Source organism: Prosthecobacter vanneervenii (assembly GCF_014203095.1).
GTDB classification, from domain to species: domain Bacteria; phylum Verrucomicrobiota; class Verrucomicrobiia; order Verrucomicrobiales; family Verrucomicrobiaceae; genus Prosthecobacter; species Prosthecobacter vanneervenii.
In genome coordinates, this window is sequence record NZ_JACHIG010000023.1 from 1 (window position 1) to 25,512 (window position 25,512).

The 25,512-nt window shown below is 60.9% G+C and carries 19 protein-coding genes and 1 other RNA gene; 13 read left to right on the forward strand and 7 right to left on the reverse strand.

Features of this window, described 5'->3' with window-relative positions; genetic code table 11:
* Nucleotides 1–321: 321 nt before the first annotated feature.
* The 4 genes from HNQ65_RS25935 to HNQ65_RS25950 all read left to right on the forward strand — a co-directional run bounded on the left by HNQ65_RS25935 (nt 322) and on the right by HNQ65_RS25950 (nt 4,760).
* A complete protein-coding gene (locus tag HNQ65_RS25935) occupies nt 322–771 on the forward strand; it encodes a (2Fe-2S)-binding protein (protein ID WP_184344684.1) in 450 nt (149 codons plus the stop codon).
* 22 nt (nt 772–793) lie between these two features.
* Entirely contained in the window at nt 794–3,001 is a 2,208-nt protein-coding gene (locus HNQ65_RS25940) for a xanthine dehydrogenase family protein molybdopterin-binding subunit (RefSeq protein WP_184344686.1), read from the forward strand.
* A gap of 98 nt (nt 3,002–3,099) precedes the next feature.
* Nucleotides 3,100–4,161, forward strand: coding sequence for an XdhC family protein (locus HNQ65_RS25945; protein ID WP_184344688.1), 1,062 nt, complete (start codon nt 3,100–3,102; stop codon nt 4,159–4,161).
* Complete coding sequence (locus HNQ65_RS25950; protein ID WP_184344690.1) at nt 4,158–4,760, forward strand: nucleotidyltransferase family protein; 603 nt, start codon at nt 4,158–4,160, stop codon at nt 4,758–4,760. Before HNQ65_RS25945 ends, HNQ65_RS25950 begins: the two co-directional genes overlap by 4 nt.
* A gap of 92 nt (nt 4,761–4,852) precedes the next feature.
* On the opposite strand, the gene trxB is transcribed toward HNQ65_RS25950, so the two are convergent.
* A complete protein-coding gene (trxB, locus tag HNQ65_RS25955) occupies nt 4,853–5,785 on the reverse strand; it encodes a thioredoxin-disulfide reductase (protein ID WP_184344692.1) in 933 nt (310 codons plus the stop codon).
* Between the two features lie 134 nt (nt 5,786–5,919).
* Here trxB and HNQ65_RS25960 point away from each other — a divergent pair, with 134 nt between their 5' ends.
* Nucleotides 5,920–7,125, forward strand: coding sequence for an MFS transporter (locus HNQ65_RS25960; RefSeq protein WP_184344694.1), 1,206 nt, complete (start codon nt 5,920–5,922; stop codon nt 7,123–7,125).
* Nucleotides 7,126–7,239: 114 nt separating this feature from the next.
* Here the strand turns inward: HNQ65_RS25960 and HNQ65_RS25965 are convergent, their stop codons facing one another.
* Nucleotides 7,240–9,360: a M3 family metallopeptidase gene (locus tag HNQ65_RS25965; RefSeq protein ID WP_184344696.1), complete on the reverse strand. Its 2,121-nt coding sequence runs from the start codon at nt 9,358–9,360 to the stop codon at nt 7,240–7,242.
* 167 nt (nt 9,361–9,527) lie between these two features.
* Between HNQ65_RS25965 and gcvT the strand changes: the two genes are divergently transcribed.
* The 5 genes from gcvT (at nt 9,528) to HNQ65_RS25990 (ending at nt 16,398) form a co-directional block, all read left to right on the forward strand.
* Entirely contained in the window at nt 9,528–10,646 is a 1,119-nt protein-coding gene (gene gcvT / locus HNQ65_RS25970; RefSeq protein WP_343076584.1) for a glycine cleavage system aminomethyltransferase GcvT, read from the forward strand.
* A gap of 22 nt (nt 10,647–10,668) precedes the next feature.
* Nucleotides 10,669–11,049 carry a glycine cleavage system protein GcvH gene (gcvH, locus tag HNQ65_RS25975; RefSeq protein ID WP_184344700.1) on the forward strand — a complete coding sequence of 127 codons (381 nt, stop codon included), beginning with the start codon at nt 10,669–10,671 and terminating at the stop codon, nt 11,047–11,049.
* An 86-nt stretch (nt 11,050–11,135) separates the two neighbouring features.
* The gene (locus HNQ65_RS25980) at nt 11,136–11,963 is read left to right on the forward strand and encodes an aspartyl/asparaginyl beta-hydroxylase domain-containing protein (protein WP_184344702.1); all 828 of its coding nucleotides are present in this window, start codon (nt 11,136–11,138) and stop codon (nt 11,961–11,963) included.
* Nucleotides 11,964–12,017: 54 nt separating this feature from the next.
* Nucleotides 12,018–14,846: an aminomethyl-transferring glycine dehydrogenase gene (gcvP, locus tag HNQ65_RS25985; protein ID WP_184344704.1), complete on the forward strand. Its 2,829-nt coding sequence runs from the start codon at nt 12,018–12,020 to the stop codon at nt 14,844–14,846.
* A gap of 25 nt (nt 14,847–14,871) precedes the next feature.
* A complete protein-coding gene (locus tag HNQ65_RS25990; RefSeq protein ID WP_184344705.1) occupies nt 14,872–16,398 on the forward strand; it encodes a sulfatase family protein in 1,527 nt (508 codons plus the stop codon).
* Nucleotides 16,399–16,522: 124 nt separating this feature from the next.
* Here the strand turns inward: HNQ65_RS25990 and HNQ65_RS25995 are convergent, their stop codons facing one another.
* Nucleotides 16,523–16,990, reverse strand: coding sequence for an EF-hand domain-containing protein (locus HNQ65_RS25995; RefSeq protein WP_184344707.1), 468 nt, complete (start codon nt 16,988–16,990; stop codon nt 16,523–16,525).
* A 107-nt stretch (nt 16,991–17,097) separates the two neighbouring features.
* Here HNQ65_RS25995 and rnpB point away from each other — a divergent pair.
* Nucleotides 17,098–17,523, forward strand: an RNA gene (gene rnpB, locus HNQ65_RS26000) — RNase P RNA component class A.
* Between the two features lie 46 nt (nt 17,524–17,569).
* Here rnpB and HNQ65_RS26005 read toward each other — a convergent pair.
* The 4 genes from HNQ65_RS26005 to HNQ65_RS26020 all read right to left on the reverse strand — a co-directional run bounded on the left by HNQ65_RS26005 (nt 17,570) and on the right by HNQ65_RS26020 (nt 22,265).
* Nucleotides 17,570–18,094 carry a response regulator transcription factor gene (locus HNQ65_RS26005; protein ID WP_184344709.1) on the reverse strand — a complete coding sequence of 175 codons (525 nt, stop codon included), beginning with the start codon at nt 18,092–18,094 and terminating at the stop codon, nt 17,570–17,572.
* On the reverse strand, nt 18,075–19,391 hold the full coding sequence (locus HNQ65_RS26010; protein WP_184344712.1) for an ATP-binding protein: 1,317 nt from the start codon (nt 19,389–19,391) through the stop codon (nt 18,075–18,077). The genes HNQ65_RS26005 and HNQ65_RS26010 overlap by 20 nt, the downstream gene beginning before the upstream one ends.
* Nucleotides 19,392–19,477: 86 nt before the next feature.
* Nucleotides 19,478–20,800 carry a c-type cytochrome gene (locus HNQ65_RS26015; RefSeq protein WP_184344714.1) on the reverse strand — a complete coding sequence of 441 codons (1,323 nt, stop codon included), beginning with the start codon at nt 20,798–20,800 and terminating at the stop codon, nt 19,478–19,480.
* Nucleotides 20,801–20,810: 10 nt separating this feature from the next.
* Nucleotides 20,811–22,265: a cytochrome c gene (locus HNQ65_RS26020; RefSeq protein ID WP_184344716.1), complete on the reverse strand. Its 1,455-nt coding sequence runs from the start codon at nt 22,263–22,265 to the stop codon at nt 20,811–20,813.
* Between the two features lie 123 nt (nt 22,266–22,388).
* Here HNQ65_RS26020 and HNQ65_RS26025 point away from each other — a divergent pair, with 123 nt between their 5' ends.
* Entirely contained in the window at nt 22,389–24,251 is a 1,863-nt protein-coding gene (locus HNQ65_RS26025) for a CocE/NonD family hydrolase (protein WP_184344718.1), read from the forward strand.
* Nucleotides 24,252–24,417: 166 nt separating this feature from the next.
* Nucleotides 24,418–25,410: a hypothetical protein gene (locus HNQ65_RS26030; RefSeq protein WP_184344720.1), complete on the forward strand. Its 993-nt coding sequence runs from the start codon at nt 24,418–24,420 to the stop codon at nt 25,408–25,410.
* Nucleotides 25,411–25,512: the final 102 nt, after the last annotated feature.

Genomic DNA, 25,512 nt, shown 5'->3' on the forward strand with positions numbered 1-25,512 from the left:
CTCCCACCATGCAAAGCGTTGGGTTTTCATCGACATGTCTTCTTGCCTCGATGCACCCAATTTGCCAATCGACAGGTTTTCAAACACGACCTAGGAGTTGAAGTCTCCGTTTGCTTCATGACTTCTCTGCTTTCGATCTCAGCGAGACCATTTTAACGACTGGCGATATGAGATTGAGACCACTTCTCATAATGGTGATTCCAAGTGCGGCATTTGCATGGAAGTGAAGAGAACGAAAATTGGTGGATCCTTTATTCGAAAGTGAATTTAGGATCGACATCCGCGTGGCGCTCTGGCCTAATGATCAGGTAATCGCATCTTATGATCACTCTCAATATCAATGGGAAAGCCGTTCAGGTGGATGTCGCCCCTTCAACACCGTTGCTTTGGGTGCTGCGGGATGTCGTGGGGCTGACGGGAACCAAATACGGGTGTGGAGTTGAAATCTGCGGTGCATGCACCGTGTGGATCGATGGCTCGGCGGAAAAGTCCTGTGACGTGGCAGTGAAAGAAGTCGTCGGGAAGAAAATAACGACCATTGAGGGTTTGTCTCCGGATGGGGCCAGCCACCCGGTGCAGAAAGCCTGGGTGGCCTGCCAGGTGCCCCAGTGCGGGTACTGCCAGTCTGGCATGATCATGAAAGCTGCGGCCATGCTCCGAGAGAATAAGAAGCCGACGGACGCTCAAATCGATGGAGCGATGAACAATCTCTGCGTGTGCGGCACCTACCAAAGGATTCGCGATGCCATCAAGCTGGCCGCCACCCTGTGATCAACTCAACCCCGGATTTCCAATGAGTGCACGCAACGTAATTTCAGGCCAGGTTTCCAATGAACTCCCGCCGCTGCCCGAGCCGGTCATTGCGCACGCGGGGGAACTGCAACGACGCGAATTTCTCAAAGGTGTCGGCGGTCTGCTGCTGGCGTTCACCTTTGAGATGGGTGCACGTGGCAAAGCTGCGGCTGCTGCGGCAGGAAGCACAAACACCTCCATCACCTCCTATCTGGCGGTGGGATCGGATGAGGCCATCACGGTCTATGTGGGCGGCGGTGAGATGGGCCAGGGCATCTACTCGGGGCTGGCACAGGGTGTGGCGGAAGACCTGTTTGTGGACTGGGCCAAGGTGAAGGTGCAGCCGCTGCCAGCAGCGCTTTCATGGGTCACGGGAGGAAGCAGCGGCATCATGCGCCGGCTGCAAACCATGCGCGCCGCCGGTGCCACAGCACGTCAGATGCTGGTCAATGCTGCAGCGCAGACATGGGGGGTGCCTGCAACCGGTTTGGTGACAGCCAAAGGCACGGTGACGAACCCTGCCACCAAGGCCGTGCTGACCTATGCTCAGCTAGCTCCGCTGGCTGCCACACTGCCGGTGCCAGCCTCCGTGACGCTGGTGCCAAACAATGCTTTCCAGGTCATCGGCAAAAACGTGCCGCGGCAGGACATCCCTGCCAAAACCAATGGCAGTGCGGTCTATGGCATCGATGTGCAGGTGCCAGGGATGGTCTTCGCAGTGGTCAAGCATTGTCCGACGCTCGGAGGCACGCTTGCGTCCGTGCCGACGACGCCCGTCGGGGCGTTGGGAGTCATTCCGCTTTACGATCTTTCCGGGAAGAACATTAATGCGGTTGCGGTGGTGGCCTCCAACACCTGGGCGGCCAAGAGCGCGGCGGAAAATCTACAGGTGAGATGGACACTGCCAGCCACTGCCAGCACCCTGAGCAGCACCAACTTTGCCACACAGGCCCAGAGCCTGCTGAGCGGGGCAGCTCCGTACACCGTCGAGCAGTCAGGGAATGCTGCGGCAATGTATGCCTCTGCACCGGTGAAGCTGGATCTGCAGTACAATCTACCTTATCTGGCTCATGCGTGCATGGAGGTGCTCAACTGCACCGTGCGAATTACCGCGAGCACTTGTGAAATCTGGGCGCCCACCCAGGCTCCAGCGCTGGTGCAGCAGACCGGGGCCACGATGAGCGGCCTGCCTGCGGCTGCTGTCACCGTCTATCCCACGCTCATGGGAGGCGGGCTGGGACGTAAAATCGAGCAGGACTATGTTTCCCAGGCAGTGCAGACCGCCAAGGCGATCGGCAAGCCGGTGAAGCTCACCTGGCCGCGTGAAGAGGACATGGCGCACGACTTTTACCGGCCCATGGCGCTTTCACGCATTCAGATTGGTCTTGATGACAAGACTGGCAAGGTGCTCTCCTGGAGCAACCGGGTGGTGGCCCCCTCTCTGTCCATCCAGCGTGGCCGCACCCTGGGTGCCACGGGTGACGGCATCGCGGTGGAAGGGGCGGCCAGCCGGCCGTACAACTTCCTTTCCCGCCTCGTGGAATATGTGCCGCATCCTTCGCCTGTGCCGGTGGGGTACTGGCGCTCTGTGGGCAACTCCATCAACATCTTTGCGGTGGAGAGCGCCATCGACGAAGCCGCGCTGGCCGCGAAGATGGACCCGCTGCAGTTCCGCCGGAATCTTCTCGTCAACGATGCACGGACGCTGGCTGTGCTCAATGCGGCCGCATCCGCCGCTGGCTGGGGCTCGGCGCTGCCGGCTGGTCACGCACGTGGCATCGCGGTTTCGAATGCCTTTGGCAGCATCGTGGCACAAGTGGCTGAAATCTCTGCGCCGACCGCAGGAAGCATCACCGTCCACAAAGTGGCGTGTGCGATCGACTGTGGATACGCAATCAATCCGGGCTCTGTCGAAGCGCAGATGCAGGGGGGGATCTTCCACGGGCTGAGCGCGGCAATGTGGGGACAGGTGACCTTCAAATCAGGGGTGGCCAGCGCCCGCAACTTCAGCAATTACCGCATGCTGCGGATGAAGGAAGCACCGCAGATCACCGTGCAGATCGTGAACACCAACAGCCCGCTCGGGGGTATCGGCGAGCCAGGTGTGCCACCAATCGCTCCGGCAGTGGCCAATGCGTATGCCGCGCTTACCGGCGTGCGACTGCGGAATCTGCCCTTCTTTCCCGGAGCGACGATGAGCGAGGGGTAAAACAAACAGGTGTCCGCGAGCAGCGAGCCACGCTGCATTTTTTGGTGAAGGAAATTCATTTCATCCTGGATCTAGCTTTTTCATCAGGTGATTCGCCCATGGCAATCGCGACTGTGGTGAATGTGCGCGGCTCCGCATACCGACGCCCAGGGGCCCGGATGCTCATCACAGCGACGGGAGAAACGGCGGGGATGATCAGCGGCGGATGCCTGGAGGGGGATGTGAGGGAGCGTGCGCTCCGAGTGATCTCCACGGGCAGGCCTGAACTGGTCACGTATGACTCAACTTCATCCGAAGACATCATTTTTGGCCTTGGGCTGGGATGCAACGGCATTGTGCAGGTGCTCATTGAGCCAGTCCATCCAAGGGATGACGGGCTGCTGGCTTTTCTAAGGACTGCTCATGAAAAGCGGGAACCTGTGGAACTGATCACGGCTTTCCATGCCACTGGCGAGGCCGCGCAGATCAATCCCGGATGGGCTTTGCTGAGGCGGCCGAAGAACGGAGGCATCAAAAGCTCGCCGGCCTGGATGGAGGCCATGCCTGGGCTGGCCGAAATGCACAGCGGCAAACGGTTTGAACTGCAGCATGTGGCCAGTGCGGATGGGGGGACTATTTCCCTGCTGCTGGAGACCATCCAGCCGCCTGTCTCGCTGATCATCTGCGGCGGCGGAGATGATGCCGTGCCACTGGCTGCGCTAGCGAAATGCCTCGGCTGGCATGTCTCTGTGCTGGATGCCCGGGCGACGCTCGTCACACGCAACCGGTTTCCCAAGGTGGATACGGTGGAGTGTGTGCGCCCTGATTCCTATGAAAAGACGCCTGCGGCACCGCTGGTGATGCTGATGACGCACAGCTTTTCACAGGACAAGGAGTGGCTGCGTGTCTGGCTCTCCAGGAGCTGGAGCTATCTGGGCATCCTAGGGCCCAAGTCGCGCACCCGGCGGCTGCTGGATGAACTGGGGGCTGAAGGATGCGCGGTGTCCGATGAATTGGCGGGTTCTATTTGCGGGCCTGCCGGCCTCGACATTGGAGCAGAGAGTCCTGATGAGGTGGCTTTGTCCGTGCTGGCAGAAATGCAGGCTGTATTGTCTGGCAGAAACGGCGGGCCGCTGCGCAGCCGTGACGGACCGATTCATGATCCTGTCGTCATGCCATGAGTGTGTCAGCTGAAACCGCCATCATCATCCTCGCTGCGGGGGAATCCTCACGTATGGGGCGTCCGAAGCAACTGCTCTCATGGCAGGGGCAACCGCTCGTCAGACACGTCGCGGAGATGGCTTTGGCCGTGCCCAATACATCCGTGCATGTGGTGCTGGGTGCTCATCTAGAAGCTGTGGCTGAAGCGCTGCAAGGGCTGCCTTTGAGGCTTTGCACAAATGAGAGCTGGAGCGAAGGCATGGGTGCCAGTGTTTGCGCAGGTTTGCGTGCTGTGCTGGATGATGAGCCTGCTGCTGCCGCTGTTTTGTTTCTGCTCTGTGACCAGCCGCTGATCACAGCGGACCTGCTTTGTGAAATGATCCGCAAGCACCGGGAAGGGGCCGCACTCGTGGCTACTTGTTACCAGAACACCTTGGGCGTGCCGGCCTTGTTTGGGGCCTCACTGTATCCCGAACTGCTGGCGTTGCGTGGTGACCAAGGGGCGAAAAAGATTATCCAGCGCCATCGAGAACGAGCCGCTGTAGTGCCCTTTCCACAAGCAGCCACGGATTTTGACACCTATGAGGACTACGAGCGTGCTGCCAGTCCGCAGGTTTGACCGATCATGGTCGCGTTTCTTTGCGTCTATGGTTGGCCCGGCATGCTGATGGATGGGCGGGCTTGCGCCACGCCCACTCTACGGCCAGAGGATTAATGCACGCCGTGGTCGGCGAGGTAGCGTTCGGCTTCGAGGGCGGCGGCGCAGCCCTGGCCGGCGGCGGTGATGGCCTGGCGATAGACGTGGTCGGCGACGTCGCCAGCGGCGAAGAGGCCCTCGGTCTTGGTGCGGGTGCCTTCGGTCTGGAGAATGTAGCCGTTTTCATCGGTATCGACGAGGTCGCCGAGGAACTGGCCGTTTGGCACATGGCCGATGGCGACGAAGACGCACTTGAGCTCGAGCTCGCTCTTCTCGCCAGTGACGAGGTTTTCGAGGGTGACGGCGCGCATCTCGCCCTTCTCATCGGTGAGGTATTCGGTGATGGTGGAATTCCAGACGGGCTTGATCTTGGGATTGGCCAGGGCGCGGTCTGCCATGATCTTGGAGGCGCGCAGTTCATCGCGGCGATGGATGAGATAGACCGTGCTGGCGAATTTGGTGAGGAAACCAGCCTCTTCGCAGGCGCTGTCGCCGCCGCCCACGACGCAGACGGGTACGTTGCGGTAGAAGGCGCCGTCACAGGTGGCGCAGCTGGTCAGGCCCTTGCCGATGAGGCCTTTTTCGTTTGGAAGGCCGAGGTGCTTGGGGGAGGCGCCGGTGGCGACGATGACGGTGCGGGCCTCATAGACGGTGCCGCCTTCTGTGTGGACTTCGAAATGGCCTGCGGCGGTCTTTTTGACGCTGCTGACGAGGGAGTACTCGATACGAGCGCCGAATTTCTCGGCCTGAGTCTGCATGTTCATCATCAGCTCCGGGCCCATGATGCCATTGGGGAAGCCTGGGAAGTTTTCCACCTCGGTGGTGGTGGTGAGCTGGCCGCCGGGCATGTTGCCGGACAAGATCAGGGGCTTGAGGTTGGCGCGGCCGGTGTAGATGGCTGCGGTGTATCCGGCGCAGCCGGTGCCGATGATGATGACGTTTTCCATGAGAAAGAGAGGTTGGTGGGAGGGGAAATAAAGGTCGCGGAAGATGGAAAGGCCGGGCGGGGGTGCAACCCTCGCTTTTTGCAGACTCGGTGTTGGAGTTTGTTTGGTCCCGGCGTATTTCAAAATTCTCAACGATGTCCAACCCCGCCTCGGATGCCAAAGCCAGCCGCAAATCGCTGGCGACGCTGTTTTTCTGCACGGCGATGCCGATGGGGATGTGGAGCGTGCCGTTGGCGAATGTTTTCAAGGCGCATGAGCGCGGGCATCTGGTGCCGTGGGTGTTTGCCACGACGGCGATCGCCGCCTTCATCTCCCCGCTCTTTGTGGGGGCGATGGCGGACCAGAAGCACTCCCCAGTGCTGCTGCTGCGCTGGCTGGCGGCGATCACGGGCATCGTGCTTTTTATCACCTGCGGGTCGCTGGCCTGGGGCTGGAGCGATGGGATGGTGCTGCTGTGGGCGCAGATCTACACGCTGGTGGCGACGCCGGTGTGGAGCCTGACGAGCAGCATTGTTTTCTCGCAGCTGGAGAATGCCAAGAGGCAGTTTGGCCCGCTGAGAGCGTGCGCGACGGCGGGCTGGATGGTGGGCTGCTGGATCGTGAGCTTTGTGCTGATGGCGGATGCGTCCCTGCTGGCGGGAATGACGGCCGGGGGCCTGTGGCTGGTGGTGTCCTGCCTGAGCTGGTGGCTGCCGATGATCCCGCCCGGGGAGGTGGTGCAGCACCGGACTTGGAAGCAGATCCTGGGGCTGGATGCGCTGTTTTTGCTGACGCATCGGGACCACCGGGTGCTCTTTATCACCTCGGCTTTGTACTGTGTGCCGCTGGCGGCTTTTTATCCCTACACCTCGGCGCAGTTACGGGATCTGGGGGTGAAGAACATCTCGGCAGTGATTTCGCTGGGGCAGACGACTGAGGTGATCGCGATGCTGCTGCTCTCTGGCATGCTGACGAGGTTTCGGCTGAAGTGGGTCTTCCTCTCCGGCATTCTCATCTGCGTGGTGCGGTTTTCATTGAATACGTTCAACACGCTGCCGTGGGTGATGGTGGGCACCCTTCTGCACGGCTTTGCGTACACGCTGTATTTCATCACCACGCAGATTTATCTGGAGGAGCGAATTGATCCCAAGTGGCGGGTGCGTGCGCAGGCGCTGCTGGCGATGCTGATGGGCGGGCTGGGAAACCTGATCGGCTACCTGGGTGGTGGCTGGTGGTATGCGGCAACGACGGCGGACAAGGTGACTGACTGGCCGCGCTTTTGGTGGGGGGAGACTGCGCTGACGGCGGCGGTGAGCGTGTTTTTTGCGCTGGCGTACCGGGGGCGGGTGAGGAGCGAGTGAGGGGCAAGGGCGGCATGAGGCAAGCCGCCCAGCCCAGCGCTGGGTAAGGCGAGTGTCAGCGGGGCATTGCGGTGACCCTGATGGACGAGCGGGCTGTCGCCACACCCATCCTACTTATGCCAGGCCAGCGCGAACGAGGAGGGCCATGGCGTCGGGGTCGCGGCCCATGAAGTCGTGGAAGAGTTTGGCGGGGTCTTCGGAGTTGCCCTTGCTGAGGATGGTGTCGCGGAATTCGCGGCCGACGGCGGGGTTGAGTACGCCCTCCTGCTGGAAGCGGGTGAAGGCGTCTGCATCGAGGACTTCGGCCCACTTGTAACTGTAGTAACCTGCGGCGTAGCCAACGGGGCTGCTGAAGAGGTGGCCGAAGCGGCGGGCCATGGTGGGCTGCTCGGTCTTGAGCTGCATGAGACAGCCTTTGAGGATGGAGCGGGAGAGCTTGTCCAGATCCGCGCCTTCGTCCGTGGCGTGGTGCATGTGGAGTTCGAGGTCCAATTTGCCAAAGGCGAGCTGGCGCATGATGTCGCTGGCGCTGCGGTAGTTTTTGGCAGCGATGAGCTTCTTGAAAAGTCTGGCGGGAATGGGCTCGCCGGTTTCGTGATGGCGGGCGAAGAGGTCGAGGCTCTCGCGTTCCCAGCAGAAGTTTTCCATGAGCTGGGAGGGCAGCTCCACAAAGTCCCAGTAAACGCTGACGCCATTGAGGGAGGGGATTTCCACATTGCCGCAGAGCTGGTGGAGGAGGTGGCCGAACTCGTGGAAGACGGTGGTCACCTCGTCATGGGTGAGGAGGGCGGGCTTGCCATCCACGGGAGGAGTCATGTTGCCGCAGATGAGGCCGAGATGCAGGCGGCGGTCGCGCTCGCCACTGGGGGGCACGCCCATGCGAAGGTAATTCATCCAGGCGCCGCCGCGCTTGGAGTCGCGCGGATGCCAGTCGGCGTAGAAGGAGCCGATGTGCACGCCTTTTTCGTTGCGCACTTCGTAGAACTTCACCTCAGGGTGCCAGACTTCCACGGGGCCGGATTTGCCGGGCTGGGCGCTGACATTGGCGGGGGCTTCCTTGCCGGGCTCGACATAAACAACTTCGCGGCTGGTGATGCGGAGGTCGAAGACCTTTTCCGCTAGCTGGAACATGCCGCTGAGCACCTTGTCGATGGGGAAGTAGGGGCGGAGTTCCTCTTCATCGAAGTCGTACTTCGACTTGCGCTGGCGCTCGCTCCAGAAGGCGACTTCCCAAGGCTCAAAGAGATCCACGTCCTGGTGTGCATTGTCAGCGCGGAATTCCTGCAGCTCGATGGTCTCGCGCTCAAAGGCGTCTTTGACGCGCTCATAGAGATCGGTGACGAAGCGCAGGGCGCTCTGGCCATTTTTGGCCATGCGGTGGGCGAGTACATGATCGGCGAAGTTGGCCTTGCCCATGATCTGGGCTTTCTCGTGGCGCAGACGCAGGATCTTCCAGACGAGCTCTGTGTTGTCGTGCTCGCCACCGCGGCCGATGCTGCAGGAGCCTTCCCAGACCTGACGGCGGATGGAGGCGTCCTCGACGTATTCCATGACGGGGATCATGGAGGGGGCCTTGAGGGTGAAGCGGTAGGCGGGCTTTTCGGCGGTGCCGAGGTTTTTGGCCAGGGCGTCTGCTTTGGCGGCGTCCAGAGCAGTCTGTGGCAGGCCCTTGAGGCGCTCCACGTCTTCGATGATGAGCTCCCACTTGTTGGTGGAGTCGAGGACGTTCTCGGAGTACTTCTGGGTGAGCTGGGAGAGCTCGGCCTCGATTTCTTCGACGCGCTTCTTTTTGTCTGGAGGCAGGTCGGCACCTGCCTGGATGAAGCCCTCCATGGACTCGTCGAGGGCACGCTTGCGCACGGGATCGAGATGACGTGCCTCGTCGGTCTTGCTGTAGGTGACGAAGAGATCCCAGAGGTGCTCATTGAGCGGGATTTTGGCAAAGAAGGCGCTGACCTCAGGCAGCATCTTGTTGTAGGCCTCGCGCAGAGCGGGGGAGTTGCAGAGAGAGTCGAGATGGCTCACGAGGCACCAGGATTCATTCAGCTCCCGGGTGCTTTCATCCAGGCCGAGCACGACGGTGTCGAAATTCATTTTGCCGCGATCCTGATCGATGACCGCGTCCAGGTTAGCCTGGGCCTTTTCCAGTGCGGCGCGGATGTCTGATTCGATGTGCTCGGGGGTCAGCGTGGACCAGCGGATGTGAAAGTCCTGGGTAAGGAATGGAGCTGCCATGGGTTGGATTTTTTGCAGTCGGAAGGGGGAATGGTAATTATGGAACGTTTGAGGCAAGGCTGCAAATGACATTGCCATGGTCGTTGCTGCTCAAAACGCGGCATTGGTTGTTCCGACCACCGAGCCAATTGACAAACCGCGCTGGCTTAACAACATGCGCGTTCGCCGTGTCTGTCCCTGACTCTCTTCGCCGCACCCCTCTCCATGCCGTGCATGTGGAAATGGGAGCGCGCATGGTGCCCTTTGCCGGATGGGACATGCCGGTGCAATACACGGGCATCGTGGATGAGCACAAGGCGGTGCGGCAGAGTGTGGGTGTCTTCGACATTTCGCACATGGGGCAGTTCATTGTCAGCGGCAACGGGGCCGAGGCCTTTCTGAACCGGGTTCTGACCAACAACATCGCCAAACTGCAGCCCGGGCAGGGGCAGTACACCCTGCTGCTGAACGCGCAGGGCGGGGTGATCGACGACCTGATCGCCTACCGCACGAGCGAGCGGGAATTTTATCTGGTGGTGAACGCCTCGCGCATCGATGCGGACTGGCAGCAGCTGGAATCACAGCTGACGGAGGATGACGATGTGCTGATGGCGAATGCGAGTGATTTTACCGCTGGGCTGGCGGTGCAGGGCCCCAAGGCGCGCGAGGTGGCGGCTGCGGTGTTTGGCAGCACGGATTCCTTCCCAGAGCACAATACCATCCTGGTGAGCATGACCGAAAACGGCCCAATGTGGCTGTGCGGCACTGGCTACACGGGAGAGGAAGGTTTTGAGTTTTTCATGCCAGCGGAGACCGCCGAGGGGTGGTTCCGCAAGATCGTGGAGGCAGTGAAGGCTGCTGGCGGCATGCCCTGTGGCCTGGGCGCCCGTGACACGCTGCGTCTTGAGATGGGCTACCCGCTCAACGGCAATGACCTTTCTGAACAGCGCACGCCGCTGCAGGCCGGACTGGGCTTCTTTGTGGATCTCGACAAGGGGGAATTCACCGGCCGTGAGGCGCTGGTGGCGCAGAAAGCCGCCGGACTGCCTGACAAGCTGGCTGCCTTTCGCATGACTGGAGCCGCACCGCCGCCGAGGCCGCACTATCCGGTGGTTTCTGGTGGGCAGGTCGTGGGCGAAGTGTGCAGCGGTACGCAGTCCCCCAGCCTGAGCGCGGGCATCGGCATGGCCTACGTGCCGCTGGCAGCAGCGGCGATCGGAAGCACGATCGAGATCGAAATTCGCGGGCGGCGCTTTCCTGCGGAAGTGGTGAAGAAGCCCTTCTACCGCCGCCCTGCCACGTCCTGATTTTTTTCCCAAACCTACTCTCATGAGCAACGTCCCTGAAACCCTCCGCTACCGTGACTCGCACGAATGGATCGACCCCACCCAGAGCCCGTCTCCGGTGGGCATCACGGACCATGCGCAGGCTGAGCTGACGGATGTTGTGTTTGTGGACCCGCCCAAGGTGGGGACGCAGGTGACGGCTGGTCAGCAGGTGTGCGTGATCGAGTCTGTGAAAGCCGCGAGCGACATCTACGCCCCGGTGGCTGGAGAGATTGTGGCTGTGAACGACGCGCTGAGTGGCGACCCAGGCCTGATCAATCGTGAACCGTACACCGGCGGATGGATCTTCAAGATCAAGCCATCCAGCGAAGCGGAGTTTGATGCTCTGCTGACTCCCGAGGCCTACACCAAACATATTGCTTAACCACCCAGCTGCTGGCGGTTGCTTCCCCCGTCAGTTTTCGGCTGAAATGAGTGACAATTTCGTTACTCATCATTGATTCCAGACCCATGCCTCCCGAAGCGTCCTCCACACCCGTAGCCACAGTTCCTGCCGGTTTTCAGCTCAAACCGATTGATGCGTATCATCGCCGCCACCGCACTTTTCCGGCCAAGGGTCTGGTGGAGAGCTTCACGAACTGGCTGCAGGACATGGTGGAGGCTGTCATCGCGCATTGCTCCATTCACGGAGACCCGCCCATCTATGACTCCCGCCATTTTCCCTGGGTCAAGGAAGTGGAAGCCGACTGGCAGAAAGTGCGAGCCGAGCTGGATGCGGTGATGAAGTACCGCGACGCGATGCCGAGCTTTCAGGACATCGTGAAAGAGGTGGGGATGATCCAGGGAGACGACCAGTGGAAGACTTTCTTCCTCAAAGGCGTGGGCATGGACTGCGAGGAAAACGCCCGCCACTGCCCGGAAACGATGAAGGTGCTGGCCAAGATCCCAGGATGCACTACGGGATTCTTTTCCATCCTTTCTCCGCGCAAGCACATTCCCCATCATCGCGGGCCGTGGGCCGGGGTACTGCGCCTGCACCTGGGACTGATGGTGCCGCAGCCGAGCGAGCAGTGCCGCATCCGAATCGCTGACCAAGTGTACGCGTGGCAGGAAGGCAAGGCGGTGGTGTTTGACGACACGTACAACCACGAAGTCTGGAACGACACGGACGGCTATCGTGTGGTGCTGTTTGTGGACTTTGAGCGCCCGCTGCGTGCGCCGTTCAATTTCATCAACAACTGGATCATGAACCTGGCTGCGCTGGCGCCTTTCCTTCGTGAGGCCAAGGGAAAGCAAAAGGATTCCGAGAAAAAGTTCTGGGCGCTGTTTGGCAAGTGACACCGGGCGCTGGCTCGGTAGCTTTGCGGGACATCCCAAACTGTTCCGCCTTCGATGCCCACCCAGTTTTCCCGTCGTCACATTGGTCCCTCCGCCGACGAGGCGGAGCGCATGCTGCAAACGCTTGGTTTTAAAACGCTCGACGAGCTCATCGACCAGGTGGTGCCGGAAGGCATCCGTGTGCGTGAGCCGCTGAATCTGGCACCGCCGCTGAGCGAGGAGCTGGCGCTGCGCCGCATGCGCCAGATCATGGGTCTGAACAAGGTGCTGCGCTCCTTCATCGGGCTGGGGTTTCACGACACCTTCACGCCGCCGGTCATCCAGCGTAACATCCTGGAAAACCCCGGCTGGTACACGGCCTACACGCCGTACCAGGCGGAGATCGCGCAGGGACGGCTGGAGGCGCTGATCAATTTCCAGACCATGATCCGGGACCTGACGGCGCTGGATGTGGCGAATGCCTCGCTGCTGGATGAAGGCACGGCGTGTGCCGAAGCACTGGGGCTGGCGGTGGCGCAGACGCAGGGAGCCGCGCGCGTGTTTGTCTCAGACAAATGCCATCCGCACAGCATCGAGGTGGTGCGCACGCGCATGGATGCCGTGGGCATTCGCGTGGAGGTGGGCGATGTGATGAAGTGGAAGCATGACGGCACCAAGGGGCTGGCGGCGGTGCTGGTGCAGTACCCGGACACGCTGGGAGTCATTCATGACTACAGCGCACTGGCGACCGAGGTGCATGATGCGGGGGCGCTGCTGGTGGTGAGTGCTGACCTGCTCTCCCTGACCGTGCTGCGAGCACCGGGTGAATTTGGTGCAGACATCTGCGTGGGGAACAGCCAGCGCTTTGGCGTGCCGCTGGGATTTGGCGGGCCGCACGCGGCCTTCATGGCGGTGAAGGATGCGCTGAAACGAAGGCTGCCCGGACGACTGATCGGCGTATCCAAAGATGCTGCAGGACGCACAGCGTACCGCCTGTCTCTGCAGACGCGGGAGCAGCACATCCGACGCGAGAAAGCCACGAGCAACATCTGCACAGCGCAGGTGCTGCTGGCGGTGATGGCCTCGATGTATGCGGTGTATCATGGGCCGCAGGGGCTGAAGAGCATCGCACTGCGAGTGCATGGTGCGGCGGTGTGGCTGGCGGGAGAGCTGTTGCGTGCCGGGCTGGATGTGCTGAGCGACGACTTCTTTGACACTCTCAGCGTGCGTGTGCCGAATGCGGACGATCTGCTGAAGCGTGCGCTGATTTTTGGCATCAACCTGCGCAAGATCGATGCGACCACGGTGGGCGTGGCGCTGGACGAACGTGTGAGCGAGGAGGAACTGCTGAACCTGCTGACGGCGTTTGGCATCTCGAAGGCGCAGCAAAAGCCGGCGCTGGATGCCGAGCAGCCGCTGCACTGCTCTGCCAGGCATCACCGTGCGTCTGCCTTCCTGACGCATCCTGTCTTCAACTCCTACCACTCTGAGACGGAAATGATGCGCTACCTGCATCGTCTGGAGTCCAAGGACATCGCGCTGAACCGCAGCATGATCCCGCTGGGGAGCTGCACGATGAAGCTGAACGCTGCGGCGGAAATGATGCCGCTGAGCTGGCCGGAGGTGAACGGGCTGCACCCCTTTGTGCCGGCTGATCAGTCCGAGGGGTATCGCTCGATGTTCCATGATCTGGAGGCCTGGCTGGCTGAGTGTACGGGCTTTGACGCGGTATCTCTGCAGCCAAATGCAGGCTCTCAAGGCGAGTATGCCGGGCTGCTGGCGATCAAGCGCTTTCACGCGGCGCGGGGGGAAGGCCACCGCGATGTGTGCCTCATTCCCACCTCGGCGCATGGCACCAATCCGGCCAGTGCTGTGATGTGCGGCTTCAAGGTGGTGGCAGTGACATGCGACAACCAGGGCAACATCTCGGTGGATGATTTGAAGGCGAAGCTGGAGGCAAACAAGGACAAGGTGGCCGCGCTGATGGTGACGTATCCCTCCACGCACGGCGTGTTTGAGGAGTCGATCGTGGAGATCTGCCGCCTGGTGCATGATCATGGTGGCCAGGTCTACATGGACGGCGCCAACATGAACGCGCAGGTGGGGCTGACCTCGCCGGGGCGGATCGGGGCGGACGTGTGCCATTTGAACCTGCACAAGACCTTCTGCATCCCGCATGGCGGTGGCGGGCCGGGCGTAGGGCCCATCGCGGTGGCGGCGCATCTGCGGCCGCACCTGCCGGGGCATCACACCTGGGCGGCGGAACGTCAGGAAGGTGCGGTGTGCTCCGCACCGTGGGGCAGCGCCAGCATCTGCACCATCTCATGGATGTATGTCGCGATGATGGGGCCGCGTCTGGTCGATGCGACCAAGAACGCGATCCTCAACGCCAACTACGTGGCGAAGAAACTGGAGGACTGCTTCCCAACACTGTACAAAGGAGCCAAGGGACTGGTGGCGCACGAGTGCATTCTGGATTTCAGCCATTTCCACAAAGTGACGGTCGAGGATGTGGCGAAGCGGCTGATGGATTTTGGTTATCACGCGCCGACGATGAGCTGGCCAGTGGCGGGCACGCTCATGATTGAGCCGACGGAGAGCGAGAGCCTGGCCGAGCTGGATCGTTTCTGCGAGGCGATGCGGTGCATTCATGAGGAAATGATCGGGGTGGAAAGCGGCAGCTATCACCCTACGGACAACACGCTGAAGCAGGCACCGCACACGGCGGCGTCGGTGGTGAAGAGCGAATGGCCGCACGCCTACACGCGCGAGGCCGCCGCCTTCCCGCTGCCGTGGGTACAGGAGGCCAAATACTGGCCACCGGTGTCGCGCATCGACAATGTGTACGGCGACCGCCATCTCATCTGCACCTGCGTGAGCGTGGAAGAAGCGGCTGCAAGTTGAAGAGACATGCGTCGTTTCACGGCGCATGAAGTTTCTCCTGCAGGTCGTCCTAGCCACTCTCGTGTTCGTCTCCAGCGCCAACGCTGCAGGCGCTCCGCGTCCGAACATTCTCTTCATCATCTTTGATGACTGGGGCTGGCAGCATGCAGGTGCGTATGGCTGCGAGTGGGTGAAGACGCCGAACTTTGACCGTGTGGCGAAAGAGGGCGTGCTGTTTAAAAACGCCTTCACCTCGAATCCGAAGTGCAGCCCGTGTCGTGCCACGATCCTGACCGGGCGCAATACCTGGCAGCTGGAGGAGGCGGTGTGTCACGGGGGGCTGTTTCCTTCGAAGTTTGCGGTGTATCCGGACCTGCTGGAGAGGAGCGGCTACAGCGTGGGCCTGACCGGCAAGGGATGGGGACCGGGTGAGTTCAAGCTGGATGGACGTACGCGAAATCCTGCGGGGCCGGCGTTTGACCAGTTCACGCAGAAGCCGCCGACGAAGGGGATCGCGACCACAGATTATCCGCGCAACTTTGAGGCCTTCCTGACGCAGCGGGACAAGGCCCAGCCTTTCTGTTTTTGGATGGGCTTTAAGGAGCCACACCGTGGCTATGAACTCGACTCTGGTGTGCGGATGGGCAAAAAGCTGGAAGAGGTGAAGGTGCCCGGCTATCTGCCGGACAATGCGACGGTGCGCGGAGACATGGCCGACTATGCGGTCGAGGTGGAGTGGGGAGACCTGCAGATCGGGCGTGCGCTGGAAGTGCTGGAGAAGTCCGGGCTGCTGGAAGATACGCTGGTGATCGTGACCTCGGATCACGGCATGCCTTTCCCACGTGTGAAGGGGCAGATTTATGAAGACGGCTACCATCTGCCACTGGCCATGCGCTGGGGGAAGGGGATCAAGCCGGGACGAGTGGTGGAGGATTTTATCAATGTGCGAGATCTGGCGCCGACGTATCTGGAACTCGCAGGGCTGCCGAAGCATGAACAGATGAGCGGCAGCAGTCTGGCGGGCATCCTGCGCAGCGAGAAGAGCGGCTTTGTGGAAGACCGCAAGATCATGCTGACGGGCAAGGAGCGGCATGATCTGGGGAGGCCGAATGACTGGGGCTACCCTGTGCGCGCGATCCGCACGCCGGAGTTTTTCTACAGCCACAACTACCACCCCGAGCGCTGGCCTGCGTGCAATCCTGAAACGGGCTACGGCAACTGCGACGACGGGCCGACGAAGTCATGGATCGTGGAGAACAAGGGGCTCTACTATGACCTGGCGTTCAACTACCGGCCGGAGGAGGAGCTCTACGACATGGTCAAAGATCCCGAGTGTCTGAAGAATCTGGCGAAGGAGCCGCAGTATGCTGCGAAGAAGCAGGAGCTGCGTGCGAAGCTGGAAGCGATGTTGAAGGACGAGAAAGATCCGCGTGCGCTGGGCAACGAGGCCATCTTTGACACCTACAAGTATCTGGGCAACCGCAGCAAGAAAGGGTATGCGGAGTGGGAGGCGAAGCAGCGCGGCGTGCCACTGCCTGAGGCGCCGAAGGGAAAGAAGGGAGCTGATGAGTGAACGCGCCCGACTAGGCGAGACTCATGAGATGAACTCATATGCCGCTGCATAACAGCGCCGAGAGCTCCCGGTGCTGCATGTGAGTGTGAAAGGTACGTGCGTATTGCAGGCAGGAGTGCCTGCATCACTTGGTGGCGTCGCCTTGTTTTGGTGCTTCGGGTGGGCGGCGGAATTTGCTGGTGCCGGAGTCCGTGGCGGTGCCGGGAGTGAATGAAGGCCTGCCTGCTTTGCCTTTGCGCTCCTGCATGGCCTTCATGGCGGCGGCTTTTTCATCGGGGTCGAGGACACCGTTTTTATTGGCATCGAAGCGCTGCAAAATCATTTCCTGCATGGGGCCTTTGCCCGGGCCGCCTTTGGCTCCGGGGGCACCGCCTTTGCGCTCCTGCATGGCTTTCATGGCGGCGGCTTTTTCATCGGGATCGAGAACGCCGTTTTTATTGGCGTCAAACTTCTGCAGGGCCAGCTGCTGCATCTTCTCGCGGTAGTCGCCGCCTGCGCCTCCGGCACCAGGGCGCTGTTTGGGGGCGTCTTCGGCCTGGGTCAGTGAGGCGAAGGTGGAAAGAGCGAGCAGGAAGGCGGAGAGGGCTTTCATGGCGGGTGGTGTGGATTAGGGGTTAAACAGAGGGGGGCGGGAAAGTTTCGTGCATCTTTTCCATGCGGCCCAGCTTGCCTTTGGGCGGGGTGCCTTTAGTTTGAGAGCGGGTCGGTCGGAGTGATCGCCGGTGTGCTGCCGCAAGGCAGGGCGCTGGAGGAAAGTCCGGACACCACAGGGCAGCATGCCACGTGAAAGCGTGGGGGCTGCGGTGCAAGCCGCGGTCACAGACAGTGTCACAGAAAACAAACCGCCTGCGTGAAAGCGCGGGCAAGGGTGAAAAGGCGGGGTAAGAGCCCACCGCCCCGACCGCGAGGAAGGGGGCACGACAAACCTCATGCGGTGCAAGACAGAACAGGAGAAACGGCCCGCCTGGCCGCAAGTCCCGAAAGGGATGGATAGCTCCGGGTAATAGTCGCACCACTGCGCGAGCAGGGGCGGGCTGGTCTTCCAGCCTGACAGATAAATGATCATGACCGTGTGCCGCAAGGCGTGCGGAGACAGAATCCGGCTTATGAGGGCCGATCCACAATGAAGGCGTCGGGAGAAATCCCGGCGCCTTCGCCTTTGGGGGGCAGGTCACTCCTCCGGGGGCATTTTGCCGAGTTTGCGCTGGAGGGTGCGGCGGTCGATGCCGAGAGCTTCGGCGGTGTGGGAGATATTGCCCGAGCAGTCGTGCAGCACGCGCTGGATGTGCTCCCACTCGATGCGGGCGAGGCTGGGGACCTCGGTGGCTGAGGGGCGCGGGGAGGAGGTGGCACGGCCCTGGAGAGAGGCCAGAACCTGGTCAGCACTGGCGGGCTTCAAAAGGTAGTCGTCAGCACCATTGCGCACGGCTTCCAGGGCACCTGGAATGCTGCCGTAGCCGGTGAGGATGATGAGCCGGACCTGGGGCAGCCTTTGCCGAAGATGAGGGATGAGGCTCATGCCATCCTGGGACCCAAGGCGCATGTCCAGCACGATGCCTTCGACACCGCCGGATGCTGCGTGCATGAGTGCCTCCTGCCGGGTAGCAGCCTGCAGCACCTCGCAGCCGCGTCGCCGTAATGCGAGCGCCAGAGTGGTGCGGAAGCTTTCGTCGTCTTCAACGAGGAGCACTTTCATGATGAGAGGGGTGTGGGTGCCGTGGGATCAGGAGTGATACGCGTGCTCCGCCTTTGGACAGATTTTCCACCTCCACGCTGCCCTGCATGGAGGCGGCGAGTCTGCGCACAAAGAACAAACCAAGGCCCATGCCGGAGCCGGGATCGCGCGTGGTACGGAAGGGCTCGCCCCAGTGGAGGAGCATCTCGGGGCTGAAGCCCGGGCCCTGATCTTCCACACTTATTCGCAGCCATTCTGCCTGCTCATTGATGTGCAGGCGCACCGCGAGATCCTCTGCGGAGGATAGCAGTGCATTGCGGAGGAGCACCAGCAGGGCTTCGCGCAGACCGGCGCAGGCGACCAGGGTGTCGTGGGTGTGGATGTCCGCTTTGACACGGGAGCGCTGAGACTCCGGAAGGGTGGCGAGAACGGTCTCCACCACTTTGTCGATGGCGCAGGGCTCTGCGGAGAGTCCGGTGGCCTCCTGGCCGAGCTCGCGGAGGCGCTGCAGGACCTGCTGGCAGCGCGCCGCCTCGCGGGCGATGATGGCGATGGTGTCCGCATCCGGCACCGTGCGCAGCTCCTCCACGGCCAGAGCAATGGTGCCCAAGGGCGTGCCCAGCTCATGCGCGAAACCCGTGGCGAGTGCGGCGACCGAGAGGAAGCGCTCGCGAGAGTCCAGCTCTTTGCGCAGGCGCTCGCGCTCGTGCTGCAGCCGGTGAGAGCGCTTGCGCAGAGCGAGCAGAAGCACGAGCACAAAACCTCCGGCAAGCACCAGCGCCACGAAGAAGCCCTGGGTGAGCATGGCAGTGGAGACAGCGGCGCCGGTGGTCAGATGCAGAGGCACGGCTTTTTGCCAGAGCCAGCCACAGGCCAGCGTGGTGAGCAGGCCAAGACCGAACACTGCGGAGGCACGCAGCGCCACCGCTGCGAGGGTGAGCTGCACGAGGTAAAAAAGCGCGAATGGATTTTGCAGGCCGCCAGTCCAGTGCAGCAGAAAGGTCAGTGTGAGAGCATCCCATACCATGAGATGGAAAAAGCCCTCCTGCATCTGCCAGCGGATCTGTCGCAGCCACCATTCAAGAAGCGCATTGGTGATGAGTGTCACGGCCACAGCGCCGCCGCACTGCCACCAGGGAATCGCCACACCCATGCGGGAGACGACGAGCAGAGTGATGCCCTGACCGGCTGCTGCCAGCCAGCGCAGCCACACCAGTACACGCGCGCTGAGGGTGCCGCCGGCCCAGACCTCACTCAGGCCCAGCCAGCGCCGCCAGGGAGCAGCGGCTGAAGGAGGATGTGAGGCATGCGGAGGCATGTGGCCATAGTGAGCCGCCATGACTGGCACTTCAACAGAGGACGGGGCTTTTTGCCAAAGTGCCTCAAAAGCATGCCATCCCGAACTCACTTTACCGCCGCGCCTTTCTCCAGCATCAGCTTGGCAATGGTGAGTAGATTCGCCTCGCCGAGATGTCCCATGGCAGGCATCTGAGGCAGTTCGGGACGTTTCTTGCCAGGGGCTTTGGCCCAGGTGACGATGCCTTCGGGATTGCCGGCGTAGATTTTAGCGATCTCGGAGAGCGGCGGACCAACGAGCTTTACATTCGGCGCATGGCAGGCGGCGCAGTTCATGAAGAGCTGCTCGGGGCTCAGCTCTGCGGCCGGAGGGATGGCGGTGTGAGCTTTGTTAAACTCCGCCAGTGCGGTGTAATAATGCTCTGTACGCTCTTTGATCTCGGCCTTGTGAGAAGCCAGAGCGGCTTCGCGATAAACGTGGCGTCCGCTGCCCATGCCGAGCACCACGAAGGAGAACAGCGTGACGATAAGCCAGTAGCGGCTGCCGATGGTGGTGTCCGGGCGTTTCAGCTCGCCGAAGAGAACCCAGAGGGTGAGGGCGCCGAGGGCGGCACCACCGAAGATGATGCCATACACCTGCATGGTGATGCCCGCGGATGGCAGCGTGAAGAGCAGCAAAGGACCGAGCACAAACTGAGCGAGAGTGACGCGGGCGCAGACCGTGTAGAAGAAGCGGCGCAGCTCCGGGCGGGTGAAGCCGGAAAGATGCGTGAGGTCGGAGCCCTTGCGGCCGAACCATCCCGCCAGGAAGAGGCCGGTCATGGCGAGGCTGGCGGCCATGAAGTGCAGGTAGCGCGGCAGGACATTGCCGATGCTGAGGGCGGAGAAGAAGCCTTTCACCTTTTCCCATTCGGAGGGGATGAGCATCAGGTTCACATTGGCCAGGAAGATGAGCGGGATGAAGAGGAAGAGCAGCGCTGCAGCCAGGCCAGTGAGCTGGTGGAGGACTTTTCTGCCGCCGGTGGTCCAGGTGTCCCAGGTGTACTTGTGCAGGTAGGTGAGCAGGAAGGCGATGATGACCAGCGGCACGATGAGCAGCCAGGCGTGTCCGGTGAGCGCATTGGCAGAATACCACTGCATGGTATAAAGGAGGTTGATGCACAGCAGCGGGCCGATGCCCATGACGACGGCGAGGCTTTTGTTGACCGTGATGGTCTGTGCGATCTCATGCGCCAGGGAGTCCCAGCGCCGGTTTTTCAGCCCCAGCCACTCCAGCACGACGACGAGCAGGGAGCCGCCGACCATGAGATTGACGAATAGGATGTGAATGAGGAAGAAGACCAAGAGGCAAAACACCAGCAGCCATTCGGGAACGGGCAGGGGCAGCGGCAGATCGCGCGGGACGGGAGTGACAGCGAGAAAGACATTCATGGCGTGGAGATCAGCGTTGAGGTTGGGTTTCTGCAGTCATGGCCGGGGCTTTGATGGGCGGTGCGATGGTGATGCCTTCTGTTTGTGCACCGTGCAGGGTTTCTGGCCTGGCGCGGAGCTGCTGGATGTAGGCAACAAGCGCCCCGGCTTCCTTTTCGTTTCCTGGGAAAGGGGGCATGAAGGTGCGCGTCTGGTGCATGCCTTTGATGAAGAGCGCCATTCCGGCGCTGTCCCAGGGCTTGTCCGCGCCGTACATGGCGGAGAATTTGTCCAGCACGCTGTTGAGACCGGTGGTGCTGTGGCAGCGGGAGCAGGCGAGCATGAAGACATCCTGCCCGCACTCCACCTTGTTGGCCTCAGTCACCTCGCGGTGCTTTACATAGGTGGCGTGTTTCAGGATGCCTTCGCTTTGCAGGTAGGCGAGCTCATCCTTGTGAATGCCATTGGAGTACATGTACTCGCCGATGACCCAGGGCTTGCGCATGAACTCGCGGGCGCGCTCAAAGTGGCCGAGCATCCAGATGCCCATGATGCTGGGAATGAGGAGCGCCCAGCGCGGCACGGTGATGATGTCACTCAGGCCCACGAGGGCGATGAAGACAAAGGAAGCCACCGTCCAGCCGAGAAGCGTCTGAAACTGGCCGTGCCAGCTCATGAACTCCTGGGTGAGCAGGGCCACGGAGCTGTTGGCCTTCATGGTTTCAGGGACGCAGTTCCAGTACCAGGTGCCGAAGAGGAAAACGCCCAGCATGCTGACCAGCACCACATGGGACATGCGGTAGACGATCCAGCGACGAAGGCGCTGCGGGCGGTCATCTCGAGCGGAGGACTTTTTGGTGAAAAAGAATGCGGTGAACCAGATGAAGACGGCGGCCGTCATGAGGGCAAAGAAGGTGCGGAAGCCGAGCTGCGGGGCGTAGAGCGGGTTGGTCATCGCATCGATGAAGGCGCGGGTCTGATTCCACACGCCCGGCTTCATCATGAAGCCGAGCACGGCCACAATGAGAGCCATGGTGAGCCAGGACATGATGCTGAGCGCCATGCCGATGCGGATATGCTTCTTCTTTTTCTCCGGCGTATCCACCTTCTTCCAGCTCAGGAACCACCAGCAGATGAGCACGACCTCGCTGATGAAGACGAGCCACTCGGTGAACCAACCCCAAAAGAACACACGCAGAAGCGAGCCGATGGCGAAGGGAGCAAAGAGCGAGGTGGAAAGCCAGATGCCCACGCCCGTCATGGCTCCCACGGTGGTGGTGACGATGAAAACGATGAAAGTGATGCGATGGGCCAGCTGATCGATGTCAGGCCGGTTGTTTTTGTGCGCCCACCACTCCATCCAAGTTAGCAACGGGTAGGCGCCCACTGCCAGGGGGTGATTGATCAGCACGTGCAGGCTGGCGATGATGCCGATGATCAAACGGCCACCCGCCAGGTGATCCATGTAGAAAGAAGGGAAGTCCATGACGCCCTGTGGTTCGCACCGCAGGGGGCAAAGGAAATGCGGCAAATCCCCGCAGCAGTCATTTTGAACAAGACTGTCATACAAGCCGGAATCTCAGATCACTCACAACACATGATTTACTCCATGAAACGCTCTCTGCTGCTAACGGCCACCCTGTTCATGACTTCCTTTCCGTCTTTGGCCGATGAGGCGCTGGCGGCGAAAATGAAAGCGCTCTTTCCCAAGGCGGATGTGGATCATGATGGCCTGCTCTCCTCCACAGAGCAGGCGCAGGCGGCGGAGCATGTGAAGAAAGTGTATGGCGAGCAGTGGTCGCAGAAAATTCTGGGCATGTTTTCTCTGGCCGCGGCTGCGGACAAGACGGTGTCCACAGAAGCCTGGCTGAAGCAGGTGGCTGAAAACACGCGCGAAGTGGCCATGACGACGGAAAGAGTCGCCATGCGTGATGGAGTGAAGCTGGCCACAGACATCTACCTGCCCGCCGGGCCGGGGCCCTTTCCGGTGATTCTGGCGCGCACTCCCTACAACCGTGTGACGCACCACGAGAGCGCGCCGGGCTTTGCCAGAGACGGCTATGCTTTTGTGAATCAGGACATGCGTGGTCGTCATGCTTCTGAGGGCGAGAACCTGCCCTTCATCGGCTGCGGCTGGGGCGAGCATCAGGACGGTGTGGACACCATCGAGTGGATCAAAAAGCAGCCGTGGTGCAATGGGACCGTGGCCACCATCGGCGGGTCGGCGGGCGGAATCACGCAGAACTTGCTGGCCGGGGCGGTGCCTTCGGGATTGAAGGCCCAGTACATCCTGGTGGCTCCCTCGGACATGTATTCTGACGTGAGCTATATCGGCAGCGCCTTCCGCAAAGCGGATGTGGAGAACTGGACCACGGGGAACAAATTTGACCCCCGCGCGCTTGAGATCCACCGCTCTCATCCTTCCTACGATGACTACTGGCGTGCCAACGACACGCATACCCGGTTTGCCATGATGAACGTGCCTGCGGTGAATGTGGGCGGGTGGTTTGACATGTTTGCGCAGGGAACGATCGACCAGTTCATGGGCAGGCAGCATCAGGGCGGCGAGGGGTCCAAAGGCAGACAGAAGCTTATCATGGGGCCATGGCAGCATGCTGTTGGCAAGATGCCAGCCGGGGAGCTCACCTTTCCTGACGCCAATCGCATTCCGATCCAATACGACCCCGTCCGTTGGTTTGCTCACTATCTGAAAGGCGTGGATAATGGCATCGATAAGGAGCCTGCCGTGGCCTACTACGTGATGGGAGACACCAGCATGCCCGGTGCGCCAGGAAATGAATGGCGCTATGCAGACGACTGGCCGATCCCTGCGAAGGAGAAGCCGGTGTATCTCACTGCAGACAAAAAACTGACGCTGGGTGCTCCTGCGCAGGGCGACGCCTATCATGAGTATACCTTTGATCCAGCCAATCCCTGCCCCACCATCGGCGGGCAGAATCTCACCATCGCGCGCGGGTCCATGGATCAGCGCAAGGTGGAGAGCCGTGATGACGCGGTGGTCTTTACCAGCGAGCCGCTGGACAAGCCTGTGGAAGTGACCGGACGTCTCTGGGCCAAGATCTTTGTCTCCTCCAGTGCATTGGACACGGACCTCTCCGTGCGCATCTGCGATGTATATCCAGACGGCCGCAGCATGCTCATCACGGAAGGCATCCAGCGCCTGCGCTACCGCAAGTCGCGCGAGAAGCCTGAGCCGCTGACGCCCGGGCAGGTCGAGGAGGTCACGATCGACTGCTGGTCCACCAGCATTGTCTTCAATGCCGGGCACCGCGTGCGTGTGATGGTGACATCCAGCAACTACCCGCGTTTTGATGTGAACCCCGGCACCGGGCAGCCGTGGAGCGAAGGTGGTGAGAAGGTGAAGCAGACGAACCGCATCTACTGCGATGCGGAGCATCCTTCGCGGCTCATTGTGCCCATGCCGGAGATGCAGAAAAGCAGTGCCGAGTGAGGTTTCGAAGGGGCTTGAGGCAGGGTGGATGGCTCAAGCATGAAATGATTCGAAAACTTCGGATCATTCGTATTATGAGGCTGAATCAAGGTGTGTCCGTGCCGTGTGGATGCACCTTGAGACTGGGGAAGGCACAAGGTCTTCCCGGCTTCCAACACACACCACCATGCGCACCTCCATTTACCCGTTTTGGCTTTTGGCCGCAGCGTTCGCCTTGAACATTCATGTCATGAATGCGCAGACGACGTATGCAGACGCTGAAGTGGAGGCATTGATGAGCGCATTTAAAAACAAAGTCGCGCAGGATGTGGAAGCGCCCTGGCGGAGTGCCCAGGAGGAACTTGGGAAAAACTACATCCAGGCCTTGGACCGTGCCCAGCAAGATGCAACTCTGAAAGGAAAGCTGGAGTACGCGGCCGCCCTGCGGGCAGAGAAGGAGGCCCTGGCAGCGAGCACCGGAGGCGAACTCCCAGTACTCCCTCCAGGCTCCCGTGAACTGGCGGTGCTCCGGAAAAAATATCTCGATGCCTATCAGGCGCTGCGAGCCAGTACGCAAAAAAAGATCGAGCCACTGCAAAAAGAGCTGGTGAGGCAGCTGGATGCGCTGGCCATCAAGCTAGTGCGCGCTGGTAAGGGAGATGCTGCGCTGGAGGCCCGGCAGCTGGCGAAAGAACAAGCCGCGCAGCCTTATGTATTTGAGGGGGAATGGGAGGATCAGACACAGAAAGTCACGCCCAAGCCCAAGAATCTACCGATCGTGCTCAAGAAGCGTGACTCCATCAGTACTGTGGCGAGTTTCAAGCCTCCTGTAGAGATCGAAGTAGTGGCCAAGGTGGAAGGTTTGGACCTTCGTCTCGGGTTTGCCGCGGACCAGCTGATCTTTAACTGGGAAAGAAGGTCTGACGAACTGCGAATCGACGGGGGACCTGCAGACAAGAGCTACATTCCGGCCATGGGTGAGCTGCCGCAAAAGAAGTTTGCCGTGATCCGGTGGTATGTGGGCAAGGACATGCAGACCATTTCTGTGGACGGGAAGCTGCGGTTTTCCCACAAAGGGGATTATTCGGCGATAGACCGGCCAGTGAGCATCATGGCCTTTGGCTCGGAGGCTGCTGTGCAGTCCATCAAGACTCGGCGTCCTGGAACACCTGCATTTTGACGAGGGAAGCTAGTGTTGTGTTAGGTTAGTTCTTTTCAAAACAAGGAAAGGTGCTAGGATACCAGCATGGCTGGAGGACGTCCTACAATTCGATTGAAGTTG